Consider the following 16796-nt stretch of genomic DNA (forward strand, 5'->3'; position numbering starts at 1 on the left):
CAAGATTAAATTCCAGAACCCCTGTTTGCTAACGCAAACAGGGGTTTTGTTTATGTAGAAGCTCATGAATTTCACCGGCACGTTGCCAACGCAACGGTCTGGTACACAGAATTTCTTGACGACCATAGAGCATTGGAACCACCTGATACCATCCCGAACTCAGCAGTGAAACGATGCATCGCCGATGGTAGTGTGGGGTTTCCCCATGTGAGAGTAGGTCATCGTCAAGATTGAATTCCGAAACCCCTGTCTGCTAACGCAGACAGGGGTTTTGTCGTTTAAGGCTCTATGTCACACCCTCCCGCCTTCACCTACCGCCTGTCGGTTTCCTACGCAAAAAGAAGATGCTTCACACAAATTTCTAAGCTTTGCCGATGTTTGGCCGAAAGCCTGACGAGCCATGCGTGCACCGAAATAGAGCGACCGCAGAGTCCGCCTATCCCGTTACATGGAATGTTCCACTCGGCACGCTCACCCCCCTTTGGCAAAAAGAAGTCGATGAAATGAATCTCAAGTTCAGTCATAAAATTCTGTTGGCCGCGTCAGGCGTCGTGGTTTTAGCCTTCGCGTTATTCACCCTGTACAACGACTACCTGCAACGCAGCACGATCAGGCAAAACCTGGCCTCGTCTATCCAGCAATCCGGCGAGCTTACCGCCAGCAGTGTGCAGAACTGGCTCAGTGGTCGCATCCTGGTCCTCGAGAACCTGGCGCAGAACGTTGCCCATCAAGGCAGTGCCGTCGATCTTCCTGGGTTGGTGGATCAGCCAGCGTTTACCTCCAACTTCCAGTTCACCTACGTGGGCCAAACCAATGGGGTATTCACACAACGCCCTGACGCGAAGATGCCTGAGGACTATGACCCTCGTCAGCGCCCTTGGTACAAGCAGGCGGTGGTAGCGGACAAAACAATGCTTACCCCGCCTTATATGGCGGCTGTAGGCGGTCAGATCGTGACAATTGCCATGCCGGTGAAAAAGAACGGCGAACTGTTGGGTGTTGTTGGGGGTGACCTTAGCCTGCAAACCCTGGTGAAGATCATCAACTCGGTTGACTTCGGCGGCATTGGCCATGCGTTTCTGGTCAGTGGTGATGGTCAGGTCATCGTGAGTCCTGACCAGGACCAGGTGATGAAAAATCTCAAGGACATCTACCCTGGCACCAACGTACGTATCGAGAAGCTTAACCAGGACGTTGTTCTCAATGGCCAGGATCGTATTCTTTCGTTCACGCCTATCAGCGGTTTGCCCGGCGCCGACTGGTACATCGGTCTATCCATTGATAAAGAAAAAGCCTACGCCCCGCTGGGCAAGTTCCGTACCTCGGCTTTGATTGCAATGTTGATCGCCGTTGTGGCCATTGCGGTGCTCTTGAGCCTGTTGATTCAGGTGTTGCTGCGTCCGCTGACCACCATGGGCGTCGCCATGCAGGACATCGCCCAAGGCGAAGGCGATTTGACCCGACGACTTGCAGTGACCAGCAAAGACGAATTCGGCGAAGTCGGCAGTGCATTCAATCAATTCGTCGAACGCATCCACGCCTCGATTTCCGAGGTGTCTTCGGCAACGCGTCAGGTGCATGATTTGTCCCAGCGCGTAATGGCATCGTCCAATGCTTCGATCATCGGTTCCGACGAACAGAGTGCGCGTACCAACAGCGTAGCTGCGGCCATCAACGAACTGGGCGCTGCCACCCAGGAAATCGCCCGCAATGCAGCAGATGCTTCGCAGCACGCCAGCGGTGCCAGCGAACAGGCTGACGATGGCCGCAAAGTGGTTGAGCAAACCATCCTGGCGATGTCGGAGCTGTCGCAGAAGATCAGTCTGTCCTGCACTCAGATCGAAACCCTTAACGCCAGTACCGACAACATCGGGCATATTCTGGATGTGATCAAAGGCATTTCCCAGCAGACCAACTTGCTCGCCCTCAATGCGGCAATTGAAGCCGCCCGTGCTGGCGAAGCCGGGCGTGGGTTCGCCGTAGTGGCAGATGAAGTGCGCAACCTGGCACACCGTACCCAAGAGTCGGCAGAGGAGATCCACAAGATGATCACTTCGTTGCAGGTGGGCTCGCGTGAAGCAGTGACCACCATGAATGCCAGCCAGACTTCCAGCGAAGAAAGCGTTGAAGTGGCCAACCAGGCGGGTGAGCGCCTGATCAGCGTGACGCAGCGTATCGTTGAGATTGATGGAATGAACCAGTCGGTTGCAGCTGCCACCGAAGAGCAGACCGCTGTCGTTGAAACCCTCAACGTCGACATCAACCAGATCAACCTGTTGAACCAGCAGGGTGTGGCTAACCTCAACGAGACGCTCAAAGACTGCGATGCACTGTCCCAGCAGGCCAGTCGATTGAAGCAATTGGTTGATAGCTTCAAGATCTGATCCTGTTTGCATCGGAGCGAGGCCTCTCGCTCCGAATGCTGATTGGCGCAGTAGTGTCGTCGGCAATTTCTGAAGCTGTTCAGAGGAAGCTGATGGCCCTGAGGTAATCACAGCCTTTGCGTAACAGCGCCGGGCTCTTTGACGGATAGTCCATACCCATTCTTTCCAGACCCCATCGGGCATTGTCGTAACGGATCATCGACGTATCGCCGATGTCTTCGTCCAGTTCGTCCAGGTAGAAACCCAGCACACCGAACAACGCGTTATCACGGCCAACCGTTCGCAGCGCCTGCTGCCAGTCTTCAACGCTTACCCGGTCGAAGGCGTGCCCGACCTGGCTGAATGCGTCGAGGTACTTATCCCAGCTCAAGGGCTGTGGGTTGTGCAGGTTGAATACGTTTCGCCCAAAGGCAAATTGGGCGCTGTGGAAGGCTATGAAGCCGGCCAGGAAATCCACCGGCATCAGATCGAAGTTCACCTCCAACCGGGGGACCAGCCCCAATTGCATAGACCCCTTGAGCATCAGCATCAGGCGGTTCTTCTGCGGTTGGCAGACGCCGTTCTGGCTGTTGAAACTAATATTTCCCGGCCGATGAATATTGACCCAGGCCCCTTGTTCGACGGCCCTTCGCAACAATCGCTCAGCTACCCATTTCGAGAGGTTGTAGCCATTTTTCACATACAGTGGCTGCGCGCGCCCGGCGGGCGATTCAAGGACGTGCCCATCGGCGTCCACGCTGCTGCAGGCCGACAGCGTCGAGATGAAATTAAGTACCTTCTTACAGTGGGTTTCGCAGAGGCGCAGGCACTCAAACACCGGCTCGACGTTGTCCCTGGCGAGTGACGCATAGTCCAGTACATGATTGACCTGTGCGGCGTTATGCACCAGCACACCATAATGACGGGCAAGATAGTCATACACATTGCCGGCCAAGCCCAGGCGGGGTTCGCGCATGTCAGCGGCATACACCCGCACTCGGCTCAGGTCCAAATGTTCCAGGCGGTATTCCCGCAGTGCCTGGGTGAATCGCGCCGCCGCTGAATGCCCGGGCAGTTCCCGCACCAGACATGCTACTTCCAGCGCCCCGCCGGCCAGTAGCGCTTGGACGATATGTACCCCGACAAAACTGTTCGCCCCGGTGACGATCGCTTTGCGTGGGTCACCCATGTGGGTATCAGGCAGCACCTCGATCCCCAGCATTCTTGCTGCATCTTTTTCCATCCGGTGGGTAGGGGTGTCAGGCAGCGCCCCGCCGTCCATCAGTGCGGCCAACGTGCGGATGGTCGGTGTCTCGAAAAAGGGGCTCAGGCAGAAGCTACGGCCAAACTGCTCACGCAGGCGCAACAATAGGCTCGACAACAGGATGGAGTGGCCGCCGAGGTTGAAGAAACTGTCATCGATCGAAAGTTCGCCTGCGGATAAGGCCAACAACTCTGCCCATAAGTCCACCAACTGTGCCTGCAGAGGTGTTTGTACAGGGCTGCAAGTCGCCCCGGCGAGCGTGGATATTGGCAGGGCCAATAATGCCTTCCGATCGACCTTGCCGTTACTCGTACCGGGCAGACAGGCCAACTCGCTCCAGGCGACCGGCTGCATATGTACAGGCAACCACTGCCGGGCATGTTCCTTCAGGCTCTGCAGCGTAGCGCCGGGTTCGGGCTGGGCGGCAAAACCTATGACTCTGTGCGTCGGATCGATCACCACTGCCACTTGGCGAAACAATCGACTGTTGCGCAGGCACTGCTCAATCTCCTGAGGCTCGACTCTAAAGCCACGGATCTTGACTTGATCATCCCGACGCCCGCCGAGCTCGATGCCATCTTGCGTCCATTTCGCCAAATCGCCGCTGCGGTAAGCCTTGAGAACCTGTCCATTCGGCAGCCTCAGCGCAACGAATGGACTGTCGGGTTGCGGCGGTGCATTCCAATAGCCGAGGCTGACGCCTGGACCGGCAATGTACAAATCGCCCGTGACCTGTTCATCCACCGGTTGCAGGTTTTCATCGAGGATTAACACCTGACTGTTGGCGATGGGGTAGCCGATATTGCGATGGCTATCACCTTGTTGGAATACCCGGTGTGTTGCCAACACCGTGGTCTCGGTGGGCCCATAAAGGTTATGCAACTGACATTGCCCCGCCAGTTGTTCGATCACATAGGGCTCGCAGAAATCGCCGCCGGTAAGCAAGTGAGTAAGGCCCAGTGGCTTATCCAGCGGCAGAATGCTGAGCAGCGCCGGTGGCAGAAATCCATGACTGACGCGTTGCTGGCGAATCAGCTCTACCAGTTGGTGAGGGTCGTGACGTTGATCTGCGCTGGGGACAATCAATTCAGCGCCGGCGATCAAGGCCGGGAAAATATCGATCAATGACGAGTCGAAGCCCAGTGGCGAAAACTGCAGGACGCGACTGTGTTGATCCAACCCCACACAGGTTGTGAGCCACGCGCTGAAATGCGCCAGATTGTAGTGGCTCAGGAGTACACACTTGGGCTGGCCGGTGGTCCCCGACGTGAACAAGGCCATGCAAGGCTCGTCGGCAAGGGGGTGATGGTGCATCAGCGGTTGTGTCGCGTCGACGTCGTGCACAGCGATTTTGCTGACATCAAGGGACGCGAAGCCATCTCGCAAAGGATGCTGACCGTTATCCAGCAGCACACAGGCCTGGAGGCTTTCCAACATGCTGTGCTGACGTTGCACCGGATGATCCGGAGCCAACGGCAAATACACACAGCCGCAACCCAATACCGCAAGAATACTTGCATACAGCTCGGTGGATTTTTCCAGGCACACACCGATCACCGGTGGTGCCTGCACGCCTGCCAGCAAAGGAAGCAGGCGTTGCTGGATCGCTATGGCATGGCGATGAAGTTGCTGATAAGTCAGCATGTCCCCCGCGATATTCAACGCTGTTCGATTCGCGAAGGTCTCAAGACTGGCCTGCAGCGCTTCAATCATGGGCACCTTGGCTGCCCGCAGTAAAGCCGGGTCTGTCGTGCGGTTGAACCGATGCATGAATGCCACTGCTTCCAGCCCTTGCAGGCCCTGTTCGGGCCAGTCGTTAGCGGTAGCGGCTATAGAGAAATAACCTGGATCCCTTGAAAAACCACAGACCAACCAAGCTGCCCACTCCACCAATGCGTTCGTTGCCTGCTGGTGTAATCGCTGGCCGTTGCCGCTGGGTTCCTCGGCGACGCCCTGCACAGCCAACAGGCGGCGCTCGCGGTCATAGCAGCGCAACTGCAGCGAGGGCAGCCCGTGCTCGGATAACGGGCCGATACCCACGCGCAGGCTTATCCATGGCACGTCGGTTGGCAATGGCGGCAGTGGCTGCCCCCCATCTTCAATTATCAGGTCGACGGACCCTGCTCCTGCGATATGCCCGTATTGCTCCAGCACTTTCTTGAGCTCGTCCAGGGCTTTGCTGGAGGCACTCCACGCGATCTTTAAACGCCGCATGCCAACCTCCCTGGTACCGGCAGGTAGGCGCTCAGTGCCTGGGCGACGCTGGGCGTTTGCAGTACACCGCTTTGGCGCAGCAACCCCATGATATTGGCCACCAGTGGATGTTGGTGGGTGATGGGAAAATCCAGCGCATGGATTTCATGACGTAGCGCAAGACGAGTATCGGCACTGATGTCCAGGTGTTCGATCAGTTGCAGGTCGAAGTCTTGTTGTAGATCGTTGGTCAGGTAGCGCGCCAGGAAAACAGGCAGCGCTTGAGCGATGCTGTCGCGATCTTGCGGGGTTGCCGACTGCCAGTAAATACGCACCAACTGAGCCCAGAACCGCGCATGACGGCCCTCATCGAACAGGTGATCGGCCATCAGGCCGCGCACAGACGATTTGACGCTGGCGTCTTTTGAGAAAGCTGCCACATCATGGGTAACGGTGTTTTCAGCAATAGCCACGGCGATTAGTTCAACGGCATCGTGCAAGTGCGCCGGCACCTTTGCCTGCGCTGTCGGTAGCGCGCAGCTCAATTCAATTTGCCCGGGTAGATTGAGCGGTTCGATCCCGGTCATTTCCACGGCTTGCTGAAGAAAATCCAGCGCGACCAACGCGTGGTAATCCTCGTCCACAACGACCGTCATCGCGTCGTAGCGGCAAGCGAGTGGGAAGGGCAGGGAGAAGCGGTTTTTCGCGATGCTGCGAGCGGTCTTGTCGACGATTTCGGTTTCGAAGATCACCACATCATTGACGAATTTATAGAAGCTCTGCGTCAGCACAAAGTCGCGCCACTGCGGGCAGTGTTCAAGGAAAGTTGCACTCAGTACCAGCGGTTGCCGGCACAGGGGAAAGATGAGTTTGCCGTCGTTTTCCAGTACGCGTCGGGGGCGTGTGCGGATGGTAGCGCGACGCTCCCAATCATCGGCAAAGGATTGGTAATTGACGGCGTTCATGGGCGAACCTCTTGCAGCGAGGCCAGTACACTGTCCCAGAACATAATACGGCGCTCCACGGCGCCAAGGGCGGTGCTATCGGCTTGTTTCTGGCGAAGCGGATCTGTGCCGATCAAGCGCTGGAGCAACTGTTCTGCCGCTGGCCCATGGTCGTGGCTGTCCACTTCGATATGGCGGTTGAGGTAGTGGAAGAAGGTAGGTGTTTCACGCTCAATGAACGCGTTGCTGTGCATCAAGCCTTCAAACATCGAGGGAATGACACTCTCGCGTCCATGCAGGAAGGCCGCCGCCACACAGTGGGTGGGCGCACTGAGCGCGATTTGCAATGTGCTGTCGACAAATGACACCACGCTACGGGGCGCATCGATCATCTGCAAAGCCGCGCTGACTTCCACGCCCTGATGCTGCAGATCAATGAGCCGTGTGATGGCGGCGGTGTTGGCGCCTACCTCTGTCATGGCGTCCAGGTAAAGCTCGAAATGACTGCAATGGCCGCCTGTTGGATGCTCATCCGATTCCTCGCCCAGCACAATTTCATTGATCAAGCGGGCAGCGTGGGGGTCTGCGGGAGGGAGCCAAGGGATCTGAGTGCACGTCAGGTCTTGTTGCAGGCGCTTGGTCAGAGTCATGAAGTCCCAAACGGCGAACACATGGTGCTCCATAAAGTGTCGTAACTTGGCGAGTGAGGTTATTTCTATAAATAACGGATGGCCGAAAAGTTTTTGTTTTCTTTGTTCGATAAAATGTTGATGCATGGTTGACGCCTATAAGTTGTTGCGAGTGCTCTAAAAGCAGTGTTGGAGTTTTTTTAGTTGTGTTGGAGATGTAACGTTTAGTCAAGGCCGCGCAGGTAGCGCAACCTTGATAGAGTTGTGCCCAGCGGATGAAGGGGTGCGGTTGGTCGGGCGAAGATAATAAGCTGATTAAACGTTAGGGGAGGATTATAAAAGTATTAGATGTTTTGTCCGCAAGCTGTTGCAGGAGTAACGGGTTGTTGAAGTGTGGGAGAGTTCTTCGGTGTTAGTAGTTTTGTAAATTTTACTGCCTGTCATTATGGTAACTTTCCTGATGGAAAGTTACCCCGCATAGTGTAATGGTCAGCGAATAACGAAGGCCCTATTGCGCGAATTTTTTGTCGGCGCTTTCGAGACCCTTGAGGTAGTTAGCGATCACTTCCATACCCCGCATCAAGTGATTACGCAGCGTCAGAATGCTCTCGTCGATCTTCTTCTGCGCCACCAGGCTCAACAGTTCACGGTGATCCTCCTGAGACGTTTCGCCCAATCCCATCGCTTCAAGATTGAAGCGCAGAAAGCGTTCCTCTTCATTCAGCCCGTGCTCCACCAGATCGAGCAGTCGCTGATTGGGTGCCTTGCCGTACAAGACCATGTGAAACAGGCGATTGAGGCGGCCAATCTCTCTGTAGTCTTTCTCACATTCCAGCGCATTGATACAGGCCTCAGCCTCGGCAAGATCGGCGTCACTGAGCAACGGGATCGACAAGCGCAGGGCTTCAGATTCGAGCAACATGCGCAGTGCATAGGTCTCAGCCGAATTGTCCTCGATCAACGGCGCCACCACGGCCCCCTTGTGGGTCACCACATGCAGCAGGGATTGCGCCTCCAGTTGGCGCAAGGCTTCGCGCACGGGCATACGGCTGACGCCGAACAGACTCGCCAGTTCCTGCTGGCGCATCGCGGTGCCACAGGGTAATCGCCCATCGAGGATGGCGTTGCGCAACGTTTCTTCAATGACGGCGCGAGCAAGATGGGCGGGAATAGGCCCGCTTATTTTGATGCTGCTTAAAGGGTTCGGCTTCTGCGTCACGGTTACGCTATCCTCCTTTCTTGAATAACAGTGTGGTCAATTGGATCCAATGCACACTAAAGACGGCCCAAGCGCTTGTCAAACAGCCAAAGTTTCCGTTTGTAAGGGCTTACACAGCATACTTTGTGTCTCCCACAAGGGGCGGTTATAAACTCGGTCCTCCTATGAATGATTGCACTGTGCCATTGTTTTTTGTAGGGCCAGGCTTCACCATTCCTCGAAATTCCGTCTCTTTCATGGACAGAGCGCCTTGGCGGTAAGTTTTATTCCCTATCGAGTTCTTTGCTGGCTGTTATCAGCAATTCTGTTGGCCGGCTTGATGCTTGGCGGGCTGCGTGCCGATTGGGATTTCTCTCAGATCAGCCGCAAGGCTACCGCCGTGTACGGGCCGCTCGGCGAAGGGCAGCAGCGTATCGACGCCTGGCAGCGGCTATTGGCGAGCCAAAAACAGGTCAGCGAGCCGGAGCAGCTCAAGGTCGTGAATTTGTTCTTCAACAAGCAAATGACCTACGTGGAAGACATCGACCTCTGGCACGCTGTCGATTATTGGGAGACGCCCGTCGAGGCCCTTTGGAAGGGGGCCGGTGACTGTGAAGACTACGCGATCGCAAAGTATTTCAGTTTGCGTCATCTGGGTGTGTCCAGCGACAAATTACGCATTACCTACGTCAAGGCTTTACGGCAGAATCGCGCGCACATGGTTCTGACCTATTATTCGACGCCTGACGCAATCCCGCTGGTGCTCGACAGCCTGATGGACGAAATCCTGCCGGCTACCCGCCGCACCGATTTGGTCCCGGTGTATTCATTCAACGCCGAGGGCTTGTACTTGCCCGGCGCCAAGGGCAACAAGAAAGTCGGTGATACCAAACGCTTGTCGCGCTGGCAGGATGTGTTGAGAAAAATGCGTGCGGAAGGCTTCCCAGCCGAGCCTGCCAACTAGGAGTAACTGATCGGATGTCTCTGTTCAAACAACTATTGATCGCAATCTGTCTGTTCCTGGTGGTCGCCTTCAGCGGCAGTTTCATGGTCAGCCTGGAAAGCTCGCGCACCCAATACGTCAACCAGCTGCGTTCCCATGCCCAGGATGCCGCGACGGCATTGGCGCTGTCGTTGACCCCCAATATCGACGACCCGGCCATGGTGGAGCTGCTGGTCAGCTCGATCTTCGACAGCGGCTACTACGCCAGCATCCGTGTGGTGGACTTGGCGACGGATAAAACCATCGTCGAGCGCAGCGGCATTCCTGATAACAACGGCGTGCCCAACTGGTTCGTAAAGTTGATCGGCCTGGAGCCGGCAGGTGGTGATGCGCTGGTTAGCCGTGGCTGGGAGCAGGCGGCGCGAGTCGAAGTGGTCAGCCATCCAATGTTCGCCCTGGCCAAGCTCTGGCAAAGCGCCTTGGGCAGCCTGGGCTGGCTACTGCTGTGCGGTGCGGTCAGTGTGGTGCTCGGTGGGCTGTTGCTGCGCCGGCAATTGAAGCCGTTGGACTACATGGTCAAACAGTCCCACGCGATTGCCCGCCGAGAATTCCTCAGTCTGCCCGACCTGCCTCGCACGCCGGAACTGCGGCGAGTGGTGCAAGCCATGAACCAGATGGTGGAAAAGCTCAAGGCGTTGTTCCAGGAACAGGCCGAACGCAGCGAAAAACTGCGCACCGAGTCCTATCAGGACAACCTCACCGGCCTCGCTAACCGGCGTTATTTCGAAATGCAGCTCAACGCCCGTGTCAGTAACCCGGAAGACACCAACTCCGGTTACTTGCTGCTGCTGCGGGTCAAGGACCTTGCCGGCCTCAACCAACGCCTGGGCGGCCAGCGCACCGACCAATTGCTGCAAGCGGTCGGCCAACAACTGCTGCGTCAGTGCGAGCCGTACCCGGAAACCCATAACCTCGTTACCCGTATCCGCGGCGGCGAGTTCGCTGTGCTGGCACCGGGATTGATGCGTGAAGAAGCGCTGCAATTGGCGCAGAACCTGGAGAGCACCTTGCTCAGCTTGCAGGCGACCGGCGCCAGCGATGTGATGCCGGTGGCCTATATCGGCCTGGCGCCGTTCAGCCATGGCGATGCACCCCAAGCACTGCTGACCCTCGCCGATCAGGCGCTGGCCCAGGCCGAAGCGCAGGGCGACACAAGTTGGGTGTGCCTGGACAGCAGCGCCGCCGCCAGCGTCGGTGACGATCACCATGCCTGGCACACGTTGTTGGACCGGGCCCTGACCCAGCAGCGCTTCCAGCTGTACTTCCAGCCGGTCGTCGCCAGCCAGGACCCACAATTGGTCTTGCATTACAAAGTACTGTCGCGCCTGCAGGACGAGGAAGGCCACACGATACCGGCCGGGCGCTTTCTGCCGTGGCTCGAGCGCTTCGGCTGGTCGGCCCGCCTGGACCGTTTGATGCTGGAACAAGTCCTCAAGCAGATGGCCAGCCACAACCATAACCTGGCGCTGAACCTCTCGGCCGCAACGTTCCAGGATACCCAGGCCCTGAATCGGATTTATGACCTGCTGCGCCAGCACAGCAACCTGGGCTCACGCCTCACCCTGGAGATTGGTGAAGAGCAACTCCCCGAGCAGCCGGTGCTGGAACAGATGACCCACCGCCTGCGCGAGCTGGGTTTTTCCCTCAGCCTGCAGCGTTTTGGTGGGCGGTTCAGCATGATCGGCAACCTGGCACGCCTGGGCCTGGCCTACCTGAAGATCGATGGCAGCTACATTCGCGACATCGACCAGGAAAGTGATAAGCGTCTGTTTATCGAAGCCATCCAGCGCGCAGCCCACAGCATCGATCTGCCGTTGATTGCCGAACGTGTGGAGACCGAGGGCGAGCTGAAGGTCATTCGCGAGATGGGGATTTTTGGTGTGCAGGGCCAGCTGTTTGGCGAGCCTGCGCCCTGGAAATCACACTGACATCAGGACATTCAAATGTGGGAGGAGCTTGCCCCCTCCCACATTTGAATAAAGGTTCGGCGTCAGGGCTCAGATCAGCCCTTTCTCGTCATCATCAATCAACTGGCTTAACCCACCCAAGGCTTCCCGCGCGTGGTTACGGTCCATCAACTTGGCCTGGGCTGCCGGCGGCAGGTCGGTCACGCTGATGACGCCTTTGCGGGTCAGCACCTGGATCAAGTCATCCAGCACCCGGATCATCTCCAGGTCGCTCTGCTTGAGTTGGGCCAGGCTGGTTTCCACCACTTCGTTGGCGTACCAGGCCTGGATCTCATGGTGATCGGCCGGCAGGGTTTCGGTGGACTCGGTAAAGGCGGCCGCCTCTACGCGAATCAGCGCGCCCAGTGCATCACGTTGCACGTAAAACATAAGAACCCCTCGAATATGAGCCACATGCGTTCAACAGCATAGGTCAACGCTGCGTGTATGGGCGTGAGTATGCGACGCACCGCCCGCCAGGGCCAGCGGCCCATAAGGCAAAAAAATCGGCCGCCCGGGAAGGCGGCCGATCCATTGCAGCTTAGCTATGGTCGATCTTGATGGTAGGGTCGGCGCCAGTGATCAGCGAGTTGATGCTGACATGGGACCAATCATTGCCTTCCAGCTTGATGGTCACATCGGCATTGGCCAGGCCACCGGCAGCGTTGAGCTTGCCTTCGCTGCTGACTTGCAGGGTCGACACGCCATCTACCGTGGTGATCTTCAGGTAGTTGTCGATGGTGCTGTCAGTCTCACCTTTCAACAAATCACGCAGATCAATGCGGTCGCCTTCCGAGGCCTTGAAGTCCTTGATCACATCGTTGCCGATGTCACCGGCCTTCCACACAAAGGTGTCGGCACCTGAACCACCAATCAAGATGTCGTTGCCCTGGCCGCCGATCAGCGTGTCGTTGCCGGTGCCGCCCAGCAGGATGTCATTGCCTTTGCCGCCGTCCAGCAGGTCGTTGCCGCCCTGGCCGAACAGGATGTCATCGCCCGCGCCGCCCAGCAGCGTGTCGTTGGCATCCTTGGCGCCGGAGACGTCGAAGTCCACGTAATGCTCGGTAACGTACTGGTGAACGTTAGAGGCGGTTACCGAAGAGACGGTCACGCCGGTCTTCTGCGCCACAAATGCCTGCAGTGCGTTGTAGCCCTCACCGTTGATCCCGCTGAAGCTCACCAGGTCGCCGAAGAGGATGTCGTTGCCATCGCCCCCGATGACAGTGTCTGCGCCAGGCAACGTCGCCTCGGTGTGGCCGAGGATCGCGTTGGCCAGGTCCTTCGGATCGATGTTGGCTTGCGGCTTGCCATCGCTGTCGTACGGAGCCATTTGGTTCAAGCTGACCCCGCTGTTGAGGCCGATGGCTTCTACGCCACCTGTGGACAGGCCTTTGAGCAGTGCGAACGCGCTGTTGGAGTTGAGGGTGGTGGAGTAGTCGGTATCGTACCCGAGGCCGCCTTGTACCGATATTTCATAGGTGCCATCCCCTTGGGCATGGATTGTTCCCGGGTTGGACTGCGTCCAGCCCCACCAGTTGTTGGTCCACAGGGTCACCTTACCGCCAGAGTCGATATCAATTAAGTGACTCGAGTCGATGTTGATCCGGGTGGCGGTACCTATGGTGTAGTTGTTCATGGTGACGACATCATCAAGCCTGACGTTGCCGTACAAGTACGGGTTGGTCTGCTCGGCCGCCTGGTAAAACGTCGGCTGACCATCGGTGATGAAATACGTTGTGTTGATCGCGTCTGTGTTGCCAGTCGCCTGGGCACTTTTGAAGAAGTTGGACGCGGCCTTGAACACGTCTTCGTAGTTGGTCCCGCCGGTAGATACCATGGAATCCAGGACTTTCTGCAGCGAATCCAGCGCACCTGGGTCTTTCAGGTTGACTGTCACCGTGCGATTGACCTGGTCACTGAAGTCCGCCAGGAAGATGTTCACGGTGCCAGAGGTACTGGAGCCGATACTGCTTTTCAGCGAGTTGAACGTGGTGGTCAGCGAGGCTTTCGCCGCTGCTATCGAGCTCGCGCCCATACTGCCCGACGTATCGATCATGAACGCGATGTTGTAGTTCTTGCCCTGCACCACGTTCAAGCCGGCGACGTCGGCCACGACGATGTCGTTGCCATCGCTGCCATTGATGGTGTCGCTGCCCGAAGTGCCGGTTACCGGGTTGTAGGTTGCCGGGTGCACCGTGACTGGCAATTGCGCGGTGGTAGTCGCCGAACCACCAATGCTTTCGGTGGAGGTCGAGGTGACCGTCAGGTTGAACTGGCCGCTGTAGTAGGTCGGCGGCTTGATGCTCAGCGTGTTCAGGTCCCAGCCGGTGACGTTGACTTCACCCACGGTCTTACTTGCGGTAAAGGTGTGGCCCGACGCGTCGGTGAGTACCGAACCTGCCGGAATGCCACTGACCTTCACGCTCAAGGTTTCCGAGCCGTCGGTATCGGTCAGCGCGGTGGTGACCTTGGACAGTTTGACCGTCCCGTTTTCCTGGCCTTCGTTGAGCTTGTAGCCCACATAGTAACCGTCACCGTTGCTGCCATGCAGGTCGGACACGGTGACGCCGGCGTTGGTCAGGTCGGTAAGGCCGGTGTACAACGGCACGGTGCTGGTGCTCAGGTTCTGCACCGCCCCGCCGTTGATCGACACGTTAACGTCAAAGCTGCCAGGCCCCGCTTGGTTGGCCTGGTAGATCTCAAGGCTGTAGTAACCGGTGGTGGTTGGCGTGAACGAGCCGCTGAACTTGCCGCTGTTGGTGCCCCACAAGCCGCTGGCCACGTCTTTACCGCCAACGTTGACCACCACGCTGTCATCGGCGATGCCGCTGAAGGTGTAGCTCTTGCCCGCTTCCATGTAGATCAGGCCGGAAATCTTGGAACCAGAGCCGGCGGTGACGTTGTCGACAGATTCGACGTTGGTCACCACCGAGGTGTTGTTCGGCGTGCCCGCGTTATCGATGGCTTTTTTCAGCACGTCCGGTGCAGCGCCGTTGCCGTTGTTACCGAGGCCGGCAATGCTGTTCCAGCCCTGTTTGACCAGGCCGGTGGAGGCAACGTTGTTGTCTGCCACGCTCAGGGTCGGCGCGTCGGCTACCGGCGTGATATCGACTTTCACCGTGGCGCTGGTGCCCAGGTCCTTGCCATCGGTTGGCTGGAACTTGAACTGTGCGTAGTCCGCTTGCTTGTTGCCCACACCGGTGCCGCCGTAACCATCGGCGCCGGATTCGTTGGCGTTAGGCATAAAGCGCAACTGGCCACCGTCAATCTGGGCCTTGGTGAAGGTCTGGCCGTTGGTCACGTTGGTCCAGGTACTGCCATCCGCTGCCAGGAACTGCAATTTGCCGGCGACTGGCAGCTCGGTGATTTTCACCCCCAGGCTGGCTTGCGGCGAGTCCACATCGGTCACGCCGAAGTTGGCCCAGGTCAGGGCCAGCGCGGTGTCTTCAGTGCCTGTTACGGCACCGCCAGTCGCCACCGGCGCATCATTGACCGCCACCACGTTGACGGTGGTGGTGGCAACGTTGGAGTAGTTGCCGCCATCGGTCACGCTCACGGTAATGGTGCGTGGCGTGGTGCTTGGGTCGTGGCTGTTGTTGGTGAACGTGATGTTCTTGATCTGCTGCATGTAGTCGGCCAGCGACGCCGTGCCGGTCAGGGTCAAGGTGATTTTACCGGTCACAGGGTCGGTGGTCGGGGTCACGTTGATGCCTGTCACGCCGCTGAAGTTCAGCGAGTCGCCTGGCTGGCTGTTGGTCAATACCACGGTGGCGCCGGTCAGTTGGGTGCTGTCCGGGTCGGTGATCTTGATGTCAGTGTCAGCAATTGACACACCGGTGCCGCCTTCGGTGAAGGTGGTCTTGAAGTCCGCACCGCTGGCGCCGCTGGAGTTGTTGGCATCCAGGTCGATGACCGGCGGCGCATCATTGTCGATGATGTTGGTGGTAACACTGCCATTGCCGACCACCAGGTTTTCGAAGTTGCCGCCAGTGGTCTTGTCGATGGTGATGACGATATTTTCCGTCGGCTCGGTGATCTTGTCGTCGAGCGTGCGGATATCAAACGGTACGCTGGTGGCACCGGCCGGGATCTTCACGGTGTACACGCCATTGAAGTCTGAACCGTCGGTAGCGGTGCCGCTGTACTTGAGCGTCACGGTCACGTCGGTTTGCGGCGGGTTGCTCAGGGACAGCGTGTAGTGCGCCGTACCGCCTTCAGTCACCGACGCATCGCCGGTAATGCTGATGGTGGTGTTGCTGACCACATCGGTCACTTTGGTGACCACGGTGCTGCCGTCGACGATCAAGTGTTCGTACTTGTCGCCACCGCTGACCACACCCGTGATTTTGGTGGTGACGTCATTGGCGCCAACATACGCATCGTTAGGTGCGGTGGCGGTGGTGAAGCTGGTGGACTTGCCATTACCGATGGTAATGGTCGAGCCGTTATTCAGCTTGACGACCAGGTCTGAGCCAACGTTGTTCACCGCCACGCCGTTCTTGTCGACCAGGGACGCGGTGTACACGATCTGCCCGCCTTCGCTGACAGAACCAGTGGCTTTGAGCACCACAGTCACGTCGTCGATGGTGTCGTTGATGGTAGTCGTGGCGCCGCCCGGTGTGATGCTCACACCCTCGAAATTGCCGCCGGTAGTGCCGGTGATGTTGACGGTCTGGGTGCTCTTGTCGATGAACACATCATCAGTCGGCGCAGGGACGGTCACCGTGCCCACGGTCGCGCCTTGCTTGATGGTGATGCTCGAACCGTTATCGAGCTGGACCACCATGTCGCTGCCGGCCTTGTTGTTCAAGGTAGCGGTGTAAGTGATCTGGCCGCCTTCGTTGACAGCCGTCGGGGCGGTCAGGGTGACGGTGGTCAGGTCGGTGGTGCCCGGCGTGTCGGTGACGGTGGTATTTACTGCGGTAGTGCCAGGGACCAGGTTTTCGAAATGCTCGCCGCCGGCCACGCCTTTGATCGCGGTTGTGACGGTCTGGTCGCCTTTGTAGACATCGTTAGGCGCGGTGGTGGTGATGGAGCCGCTCGACTGATTCACACCGATGGTGATGGTCTTGCCGTTATCGAGGGTAACGGTGAGCGGACTGGTGATGTTGGTCACCGGCGCGCCGTTCTTATCCACAAGGCTGGCGGTGTAGACGATGTTGCCGCCTTCGCCGACGGTGGTGGTAGCGGTCAGGACCACATCGACCTTGTCGATGGTGTCGTTGATGGTGGTGGTTGCGCCGTTGCCTGCGACTT

Annotated in this window: 8 protein-coding genes, 1 rRNA gene and 1 pseudogene; 4 read left to right on the forward strand and 6 right to left on the reverse strand. The window is 57.8% G+C overall.

Annotated elements, in window-relative coordinates:
- Nucleotides 1–114 precede the first annotated feature (114 nt).
- A 5S ribosomal RNA gene (gene rrf, locus E4O98_RS11935) occupies nucleotides 115–230 on the forward strand.
- 273 nt (nucleotides 231–503) lie between these two features.
- Nucleotides 504–2384, forward strand: a complete 1881-nt coding sequence (locus tag E4O98_RS11940) for a methyl-accepting chemotaxis protein (protein ID WP_078819959.1) — start codon at nucleotides 504–506, stop codon at nucleotides 2382–2384.
- A gap of 79 nt (nucleotides 2385–2463) precedes the next feature.
- Here E4O98_RS11940 and E4O98_RS11945 read toward each other — a convergent pair whose 3' ends face one another.
- The 4 genes from E4O98_RS11945 to E4O98_RS11960 all read right to left on the reverse strand — a co-directional run bounded on the left by E4O98_RS11945 (nucleotide 2464) and on the right by E4O98_RS11960 (nucleotide 8612).
- A complete protein-coding gene (locus tag E4O98_RS11945; protein WP_248135163.1) occupies nucleotides 2464–5841 on the reverse strand; it encodes an amino acid adenylation domain-containing protein in 3378 nt (1125 codons plus the stop codon).
- On the reverse strand, nucleotides 5829–6785 hold the full coding sequence (locus E4O98_RS11950) for a diiron oxygenase (RefSeq protein WP_032878526.1): 957 nt from the start codon (nucleotides 6783–6785) through the stop codon (nucleotides 5829–5831). The genes E4O98_RS11945 and E4O98_RS11950 overlap by 13 nt, the downstream gene beginning before the upstream one ends.
- Nucleotides 6782–7540 (reverse strand): DUF3050 domain-containing protein, encoded by a 759-nt coding sequence (locus E4O98_RS11955; RefSeq protein ID WP_228309177.1) that lies wholly within the window; start codon nucleotides 7538–7540, stop codon nucleotides 6782–6784. The genes E4O98_RS11950 and E4O98_RS11955 overlap by 4 nt, the downstream gene beginning before the upstream one ends.
- 361 nt (nucleotides 7541–7901) lie before the next feature.
- Nucleotides 7902–8612, reverse strand: coding sequence for a GntR family transcriptional regulator (locus E4O98_RS11960; protein WP_032878524.1), 711 nt, complete (start codon nucleotides 8610–8612; stop codon nucleotides 7902–7904).
- A 250-nt stretch (nucleotides 8613–8862) separates the two neighbouring features.
- Between E4O98_RS11960 and lapG the strand changes: the two genes are divergently transcribed.
- Together lapG and lapD are read left to right on the forward strand one after the other, a co-directional pair.
- Entirely contained in the window at nucleotides 8863–9555 is a 693-nt protein-coding gene (gene lapG, locus E4O98_RS11965) for a cysteine protease LapG (RefSeq protein WP_032878522.1), read from the forward strand.
- Between the two features lie 14 nt (nucleotides 9556–9569).
- On the forward strand, nucleotides 9570–11522 hold the full coding sequence (gene lapD / locus E4O98_RS11970; RefSeq protein ID WP_032878521.1) for a cyclic di-GMP receptor LapD: 1953 nt from the start codon (nucleotides 9570–9572) through the stop codon (nucleotides 11520–11522).
- 69 nt (nucleotides 11523–11591) lie between these two features.
- Here lapD and E4O98_RS11975 read toward each other — a convergent pair whose 3' ends face one another.
- Together E4O98_RS11975 and E4O98_RS11980 are read right to left on the reverse strand one after the other, a co-directional pair.
- A complete protein-coding gene (locus E4O98_RS11975) occupies nucleotides 11592–11930 on the reverse strand; it encodes a hypothetical protein (RefSeq protein ID WP_005783528.1) in 339 nt (112 codons plus the stop codon).
- A gap of 151 nt (nucleotides 11931–12081) precedes the next feature.
- Nucleotides 12082–16796 (reverse strand): annotated as a pseudogene (locus E4O98_RS11980) (LapA family giant adhesin); the annotation flags it as partial.

This window comes from Pseudomonas sp. W2Jun17 (assembly GCF_023127795.1).
In the GTDB taxonomy this organism is placed as follows: Bacteria; Pseudomonadota; Gammaproteobacteria; order Pseudomonadales; family Pseudomonadaceae; genus Aquipseudomonas; species Aquipseudomonas synxantha_A.